Annotated in this window: 10 protein-coding genes; 7 read left to right on the top strand and 3 right to left on the bottom strand. The window is 37.5% G+C overall.

Going from position 1 to position 8281, the window contains the following annotated elements:
* Window positions 1-3: 3 nt before the first annotated feature.
* Genes JCM15092_RS10105 through JCM15092_RS10115 form a run of 3 tightly spaced genes read right to left on the bottom strand, consistent with a single transcriptional unit; the run spans window position 4 to window position 1825 of the window.
* Entirely contained in the window at window positions 4-522 is a 519-nt protein-coding gene (locus tag JCM15092_RS10105; protein ID WP_024994553.1) for a KdsC family phosphatase, read from the bottom strand.
* The gene (locus tag JCM15092_RS10110; protein ID WP_024994554.1) at window positions 519-1292 is read right to left on the bottom strand and encodes a Rossmann-like and DUF2520 domain-containing protein; all 774 of its coding nucleotides are present in this window, start codon (window positions 1290-1292) and stop codon (window positions 519-521) included. The genes JCM15092_RS10105 and JCM15092_RS10110 overlap by 4 nt, the downstream gene beginning before the upstream one ends.
* Window positions 1289-1825 (bottom strand): nitroreductase family protein, encoded by a 537-nt coding sequence (locus tag JCM15092_RS10115; protein ID WP_024994555.1) that lies wholly within the window; start codon window positions 1823-1825, stop codon window positions 1289-1291. The genes JCM15092_RS10110 and JCM15092_RS10115 overlap by 4 nt, the downstream gene beginning before the upstream one ends.
* Window positions 1826-1907: 82 nt before the next feature.
* Between JCM15092_RS10115 and JCM15092_RS10120 the strand changes: the two genes are divergently transcribed.
* The 7 genes from JCM15092_RS10120 (at window position 1908) to JCM15092_RS10155 (ending at window position 8267) form a co-directional block, all read left to right on the top strand.
* Window positions 1908-2888 carry a GNAT family N-acetyltransferase gene (locus tag JCM15092_RS10120; RefSeq protein WP_024994556.1) on the top strand — a complete coding sequence of 327 codons (981 nt, stop codon included), beginning with the start codon at window positions 1908-1910 and terminating at the stop codon, window positions 2886-2888.
* A 128-nt stretch (window positions 2889-3016) separates the two neighbouring features.
* Window positions 3017-3421 (top strand): methylmalonyl-CoA epimerase, encoded by a 405-nt coding sequence (mce, locus tag JCM15092_RS10130; protein ID WP_024994557.1) that lies wholly within the window; start codon window positions 3017-3019, stop codon window positions 3419-3421.
* A 24-nt stretch (window positions 3422-3445) separates the two neighbouring features.
* On the top strand, window positions 3446-4999 hold the full coding sequence (locus JCM15092_RS10135) for an acyl-CoA carboxylase subunit beta (RefSeq protein WP_024994558.1): 1554 nt from the start codon (window positions 3446-3448) through the stop codon (window positions 4997-4999).
* A 20-nt stretch (window positions 5000-5019) separates the two neighbouring features.
* Window positions 5020-5940, top strand: a complete 921-nt coding sequence (locus tag JCM15092_RS10140; RefSeq protein ID WP_024994559.1) for an OadG family transporter subunit — start codon at window positions 5020-5022, stop codon at window positions 5938-5940.
* Between the two features lie 22 nt (window positions 5941-5962).
* Window positions 5963-6394 (top strand): acetyl-CoA carboxylase biotin carboxyl carrier protein, encoded by a 432-nt coding sequence (locus JCM15092_RS10145; protein WP_024994560.1) that lies wholly within the window; start codon window positions 5963-5965, stop codon window positions 6392-6394.
* 1 nt (window position 6395) lies between these two features.
* Window positions 6396-7556: a sodium ion-translocating decarboxylase subunit beta gene (locus JCM15092_RS10150; RefSeq protein WP_024994561.1), complete on the top strand. Its 1161-nt coding sequence runs from the start codon at window positions 6396-6398 to the stop codon at window positions 7554-7556.
* 111 nt (window positions 7557-7667) lie between these two features.
* On the top strand, window positions 7668-8267 hold the full coding sequence (locus JCM15092_RS10155; protein ID WP_024994562.1) for an epoxyqueuosine reductase QueH: 600 nt from the start codon (window positions 7668-7670) through the stop codon (window positions 8265-8267).
* Window positions 8268-8281 lie beyond the last annotated feature (14 nt).

Below are 8281 nucleotides of genomic sequence, written 5' to 3' on the forward strand. Positions count from 1 at the left end.
TTTTCACCAGCCAAAAGCGTGAGCATGAGACATCCATTTATCCTGTGCCTTGAGCACCTGTTCAATAACGTCTCTTCCGCAACCTTGACCTCCATTAACATGGGAAATATATCTTGCTATTGTTTTTATTTCAGGAGCTGCATCAGCAGGACAACATGGCACTCCACAAATCTTCATAACCTCATAATCGGGAATGTCATCACCCATATAAATGACCTCTTCATCCTTCAGATTATATTTCTGCACAAAATCTGCATACTCTCTTGTCTTGACAGATGCAGAAGTATAGATATCCTTTACACCCAATCCCTTATATCTTTCAATTATTGCCTCGCCTTTTCCACCTGTTATAATTGCTATTTTTATTCCACATTTAACAGCGAGCTGAATAGAGTAACCATCTTTAATGTTTACCGTCCTTATAGGCTCTCCTTTATCATTCATCTGGATGGTACTGCTACTTAGTACTCCATCTATATCAAATATAATGGCTTTTATCTTTTTTAAATCGTAATCAATCATTTCCTGGAAAATTTATTAATACTTTTACTTATAGCCTCATATATAACCTGAAAATCTTTATCATTCTCTAGCATAGAGAGATGACCATTGATAACATTCTCGTCATATCTTATTGCCGGCCCGGTCTGAGCATCAATTGGCTTCAACTTATGCACCTTTGCAGCTGTCTCATCAATCAATGGCAGCATCACATCGAAAGGTATGCCATTCCTCTGAAGAAGGTCATCACAAATAGCATACATATGGTTTGAGAAGTTACATGCAAAGACAGCTGCTATATGCAGATATCTTCTCTGCTCTGATGAGGCATCATATACTCTATCCGACAACTGTTCAGCAATAGTTCTTATCAGTGAAAGATCATCCTTACTATTTGCCTCTAAAAAGAGAGGGATAACAGTAAAATCTACCTCTTTGCACTTGCTGAATGTCTGCATAGGATATATCACGCCATATCTCTTAGCATAACCGCTCCATATATCCATTGGTAGACTTCCTGCAGTGTGAAGGAATAGAGAATTCTCTCTGTCTTTTATAAGTTCAGGAGCTATTTCATGAAAAGCAGAGTCCTTTATAGCTGAAATGTATATATCGGCATCTTTGTCAACTTCTTTAATGTCTGTTGTATATCTGCATTTCAATATTGACGAAAGGTTTTTGGCTGACTCTTCAGTACGACTGAATACGCATACTATTTCATAACCAGCCTTATGCAAGGCTTTTCCTAAATGTGTTGCCAAATTACCAGCGCCGATAAGAGCTATTCTCATTTCTCTCCGAAATTATTAATATGAACCTTTTCCCATAACAGGTTATCTTCGTTGAAAGACTTTCTTTCCATTCCTTTATGTCCTATAGCTATTATAGACAGCACCTGAAGTTGAAGTGGAATATCAAGTACGTTTCTTACATAGTCCCCTGACGGAGTACCATTAGCAAGATATCTCTCTCTTACCTGCACCCAACAGCTTCCCAGTCCAAGATCTTCTGCCTGAAGCTGAATCATTATAGATGCTATAGATGTATCTTCAATCCAGACATCACTCAATAAAGGATCGCCTAAAACGACTACAGCCATTGGAGCATCTTTAACAAAAGAGCTTCCATTTTCTTTACATAAAGATAGCTTCTCTAACTTATCCTTGTCGTCAACAACAATAAACTGCCAACAGTTACTTCTTTTGGAGGATGGAGACATCAAAGCAGCCTTCATTATTTCTACTACCTCTTCTTGTGAAAGTGTCTGTTCTGTAAATTTACGCATACTGCGTCTTTTTTTGATGAGTTCGGTAAAATTATCCATAAATAGTCTATCTTTTTTTGTTTATACAAATATACTACATGAATAGAGATTTATATAAAATAAAATAATATTTTTGCATATTATGGCTATCAAACTTTCCACTATCACTAGCATTGAAGAGCTTCCGGAAATAGAGGGTACAACTCTTTTCCATTCCAATGAGCTGTTTAAAATTTTTAAACAGACTAGCGGTTACAAACCCATAATGATAATAGCAGAGGAAGATGATAGATGCATTGCTAGACTAATGGGCACTGTAAGAAAAAGTGTAAGATTATTTCCACCTGCTATTATCAAGAGATGTGAGGTTTATGGTAATGGGGAATATTTTGATAATTCATACGATAAAGAAGAATTATTTTCATTACTACTCAACAAGCTGACAAGAGAGGTTAAAAAGAGATCTTTTTTAATTGAGTTCCGAAATCTTGACAATCCTCTATTGGGATATCAAGCATTCAAAAAGAATAACTATTTTGCAATAAATTGGCTGAGAGTCTATAATTCACTTCATAGCAAATCTCCTGAGGAGAGGCTTAGCTCATCAAGAAAGAAGCAGATTAACAGAGCTTTAAAAAGCGGAGTTACCATTGAAATTGCAAAAGATGAGGAAGAGATAAGAGCATTTTCTATGTTATTAAGAAAATACTACTCCTCAAAAATTCGTAAACACTTCCCTCATATAGGTTTCTTCATACAACTTTCTAGGAAAAATGCCGGACAGGAGATTGCGAAGATCTTTCTCGTAAAATACAACAACAAGATTATTGGCGGATCAGTATGTGCTTTCTCAAAGGATACTGCATATCTATGGTTCTCTATGGGAATGAAAAAGAGCTATCCTTTCGAATATCCAGGTATTATGGCAGTGTGGGGAGCAATTAAATATTCATACGAAAACGGATATGATCATTTTGAATTCCTTGACCCGGGTTTACCATTCAAGAAGTATGGATATAGGGAATTTATACTGAGGTTTGGAGGTAAACAGACAAGTACAAGACGATGGTTCAGATTTAGATGGAATATGCTTAACAAGCTATTTTGTAAGATATATTCTTAGACTCTAAAACTCATGATTTTGACTACAAATAAAATTGAAGAATTATTTCTTTATTAATATTGAATTTCTTTTCTTTGTGATTGAAAAAAATAAATTTTTGAACTTTAAAACTTATAAATAAAATCATTATGAAAATTTCACACATCGAGCATTTAGGTATTGCGGTAAAAAGCATCGAAGAAGCACTTCCATACTACGAAAATGTTTTAGGTTTAAAATGTTATAACATTGAAACTGTGGAAGACCAAAAGGTTAAGACTGCTTTTTTGAAAGTAGGCGATACTAAAATCGAACTTCTTGAAGCTACATCACCAGAAAGCACTATAGCTAAATTTATAGAAAACAAAGGAGCAGGTGTACACCACGTAGCTTTTGCAATTGAAGATGGTGTTGCTACCGCACTTGCTGAAGCAGAAGAAAAGGGCATTCGCCTTATAGATAAAGCACCAAGAAATGGAGCAGAAGGTTTGAGTATAGCTTTCCTTCACCCAAAATCAACTCTAGGTGTTCTTACAGAACTTTGTGAAAAATAAGTAATAACATAAAAACAAAATATAATGAGCAATCAACTTGATAAAATTAAAGAGCTGATAGAACGTCGTGCTAATGCACGTATTGGAGGCGGTGAAAAGGCAATAGCCAAACAACACGAGAAAGGTAAATATACGGCACGTGAACGTATTGCTATGCTACTTGATGAAGGTAGCTTTGAGGAGATGGATATGTTTGTTGAACACAGATGTACCAACTTCGGTATGGAAAAGAAACACTATCCAGGTGATGGTGTAGTTACAGGATGTGGTACTATTGAAGGCCGTCTTGTTTATATTTTCGCTCAAGACTTCACAGTTTCAGCTGGTTCTCTATCTGAAACAATGTCACTCAAGATATGTAAGGTAATGGATCAGGCTATGAAGATGGGTGCTCCATGTATCGGAATTAATGATTCAGGTGGCGCTCGTATTCAAGAGGGAATTAATGCTCTCGCCGGTTATGCCGAAATATTCCAACGTAACATACTTGCATCAGGTGTCATACCTCAGATTTCAGGTATCTTCGGACCTTGTGCCGGTGGTGCTGTTTACTCTCCTGCTCTTACTGACTTCACTCTTATGATGGAAGGTACATCATATATGTTCCTTACCGGTCCTAAGGTAGTTAAGACTGTAACAGGTGAAGATGTTTCTCAAGAAAACCTTGGTGGTGCAAGCGTTCACTCAACTAAATCAGGTGTTACTCATTTCACAGCTTCTACTGAAGAAGAGGCTTTGGCACTAATCCGCAAACTTTTGAGTTACATTCCACAGAACAATCTTGAAGAGGCTCCATATGTTGATTGCACAGACCCAATAGACCGTCTTGAAGATTCTCTAAATGAAATTATCCCTGACAATCCAAACAAACCATACGACATGAATGAAGTTATTTCAGCAATCGTTGACAATGGTGAGTTCTTGGAAATTCAGAAAGATTATTCAAAAAATATGATTATCGGTTTCGCACGTTTCAACGGACAATCTGTTGGTATCGTTGCAAACCAACCTAAATATCTTGCAGGTGTTCTCGACAGTAACGCATCAAGAAAAGGTGCAAGATTCGTACGCTTCTGCGATGCTTTCAATATTCCTTTGGTTTCACTTGTTGACGTTCCAGGATTCCTTCCAGGTACAGGACAGGAGTACAATGCAGTTATCCTTCATGGTGCAAAACTTCTTTATGCATATGGTGAGGCAACAGTTCCCAAAGTAACTATCACTCTTCGTAAGTCTTATGGTGGATCACACATCGTAATGAGCTGTAAGCAACTTCGTGGTGATATGAACTATGCATGGCCTACAGCAGAAATTGCTGTTATGGGTGGAGCAGGTGCTGTTGAAGTTCTCTATGCTCGTGAGGCTAAAGAACAGGAGAACCCAGCTCAATTCCTTGCTGAAAAAGAGGCTGAATACAACAAGCTATTTGCTAATCCTTATAATGCTGCTAAATACGGATATATTGACGATGTTATCGAGCCAAGAAATACTCGTTTCCGTATTATCAGAGCTCTTCAGCAGCTACAAACTAAGAAATTGACAAATCCAGCAAAGAAACATGGTAATATTCCTTTGTAATAATTATTAATATGAGAATTATGAACAGAACAAAAATAGGAATATTACTCTCCATGATTGTAGTTGTATGCTTCTCTTCCTGCAAAGAACAGAAAGTGCAGAAGAAACTTATGATCAATGAGGTACTCATAGACAACCAAACAGACTTAGAGGATGATTATGGAGTACACAACGGATGGATTGAAATATTCAATAAATCATATGGAAGTTCTAATCTTGCAGCTTGCCTTATCAAGGTGAGTTCAACGCCGGGAGATACTGCTACATACTTTATTCCGAAAGGGGATGTACTTACATTGGTGAAACCTCGCCAACATGCTCTATTCTGGGCGGACAATCTTCCAAATCGTGGCACATTCCATACAAACTTCAAGCTTGATTCTATCAATTCCAACTGGATTGGATTATACGACTCAGGTAAAAACCTTCTTGATGAAGTAACAGTTCCTGCTGGAGTTTTGAAGACCAATCAGTCATATGCACGTATCTCAGACGGCGATGATAAGTGGGAAATTAAGACTGGTTCTAAAGATAAATATGTCACTCCAAGTACAAACAATAAGACTCTTGATAAAAATGCGAAACAAGAGAGATTCCAAGAAGATGACCAGTTGGGTATAGGTATGTCGATAACTGCAATGACAGTTGTTTTCATCGGATTAATCCTGCTATACATAGCATTCAAATTTGTTGGCAATATTTCTGTCAAAATGACAAGCCGTAATGCAATGAAGGTCTCCGGAATTACTGATGAGAAAGATGCTAAGAACATGAAAGAAGCTCCAGGTGAAATTTATGCAGCTATATCAATGGCAATGCATGAAATACAAAATGAAGTACATGATAATGAAGACACTGTACTTACCATCACAAGAGTTAAGAGAAGCTATTCTCCATGGAGTTCAAAGATCTATACTCTACGTGAAATACCAAGAAAATAATCCAACAAAAATTGATCATATCATGAAAGAATATAAATATAAAATCAATGGTAACTTATATAAAGTAACTATTGGAGAAATTGAAGATAACATTGCTACAGTAGAAGTTAACGGAACTCCATATAAAGTTGAAATGGAGAAGGCTCCTAAACAACAGGTTACAAAGGTTGAGAGACCTGTACCTGTGACACCTCAGGCACCAACTGCAACCGTTGCTAAACCTGCGCCAAAATCTACAGGCAAATCAGGAGTTAAATCTCCACTTCCAGGTGTAATACTTGACATCAGAGTCAATGTAGGCGACACTGTAAAAAGAGGACAAACCATTATTATCCTCGAAGCTATGAAGATGGAAAATAATATCAATGCAGATAAAGATGGAAAGATTACAGCTGTAAATGTAAGTAAAGGTGAATCTGTTTTGGAAGGTACCGATCTTGTAATAATTGAATAATATGGGAGATTTTATAGGTTTTTTAGGAGCTAACTTAGCGGACTTCTGGACATATACCGGATTCCATAATGCTACTCCGGGGAACATAATTATGATTCTCATTGGATTAGCATTCATCTATTTGGCCGTCTCAAAGGAATTCGAGCCAATGTTGCTGATTCCTATCGGTTTCGGTATGTTAGTAGGTAACATACCTTTCAATACTGAAGCCGGACTTATGGTAGGTATCTATGAAGATGGTTCTGTACTTAACATTCTATATCAGGGAGTAACATCGGGTTGGTACCCGCCGTTAATATTCCTTGGCATAGGTGCAATGACCGACTTTTCTGCACTTATATCGAACCCTAAGCTTATGCTTATCGGTGCTGCTGCTCAATTTGGCATATTCGGTGCTTACATGATTGCACTTATATTAGGATTTGACCCTATGCAGGCTGGTGCAATAGGTATTATTGGTGGAGCTGATGGCCCAACAGCTATCTTCCTTTCATCAAAGCTAGCACCTAACCTTATGGGAGCTATCGCAGTATCTGCATACTCATATATGGCACTTGTTCCTGTGATTCAGCCACCTATCATGCGTGCTCTTACTACTCGTAAAGAGAGATTGATTCGCATGAAGGCTCCACGTGTTGTATCACATACTGAGAAGGTTATTTTCCCTATCATCGGTCTTTTACTTACATGTTTCCTTGTACCATCAGGTCTTCCACTTCTTGGTATGTTATTCTTCGGTAACCTGTTAAAAGAAAGTGGCGTTACACGTCGTCTTGCTGAGACAGCACGTGGTCCACTTATCGATGTTATCACAATGCTTCTTGGTCTTACCGTAGGTGCATCTACACAGGCTTCAGAATTCCTTACATTCTCATCAATACTTATATTTGCTCTTGGTGCAATATCATTCTTCATTGCAACAGCATCTGGTGTATTTTTTGTAAAGATATTCAACTTGTTCCTCGGAAAAGACAACAAGATCAACCCACTTATCGGTAATGCAGGTATATCTGCTGTACCTGCCTCTGCACGTATCTCTCAGATAATCGGTTTGGAATACGATCCTACAAATTATCTGCTCATGCATGCTATGGGTCCTAACGTAGCAGGTGTTATCGGTTCTGCTGTAGCAGCCGGTATCTTGCTTGGTTTCTTGATGTAAGATCATTAAACAGTTTATATAATATTAAGTAAGTCTGGCATTAGTCAGACTTACTTTTTTTATACCACTATCATAATAATAAATCATATAAATAAATGATATCTTTGCACCATGAAGAAGAAATTTTCCATAGAGACTCCTGATGGTTCTGACAAAGTGTTGCTGCATACTTGCTGTGCTCCATGCTCCTCTGCCATAATTGAATGTATGATGCAACATGGCATCATACCTACAATCTTCTATTTTAATCCCAATATATACCCTTTGGAAGAGTATAATATACGTAAGGAAGAGTGCAGTCGATATGCTAAATCATTAGGATTGGATATTGTTGATTGGGATTGGGATCATGACAATTGGAGATGCATGGTTAAAGGTATGGAAAATGAACCGGAGAGAGGTGGAAGATGTCTGAAATGCTTTAAGATTCGACTTCTTGAGACAGCAAAATATGCTCACGAAAATGGTTTCTCGCTTATAACTACAACTCTTGCTTCAAGCAGATGGAAGAGTCTGGAACAGATTGAGGAAGCAGGCAATTTTGCATGCAGCAATTATGATGATGTATCATATTGGGCACAGAACTGGCGTAAAGGCGGTTTGAGTGATAGAAGGATAGCTATAATAAAAGAGTATAACTTTTACAATCAAAGATACTGCGGATGTGAATTCAGCATGAGGAAGGATGATTCTGAGTCTGAAAAACAATGATTCTAAATATAAAT

The sequence above is a fragment of the Phocaeicola paurosaccharolyticus JCM 15092 genome, assembly GCF_000613805.1.
Classification (GTDB): Bacteria; Bacteroidota; Bacteroidia; order Bacteroidales; family Bacteroidaceae; genus Phocaeicola; species Phocaeicola paurosaccharolyticus.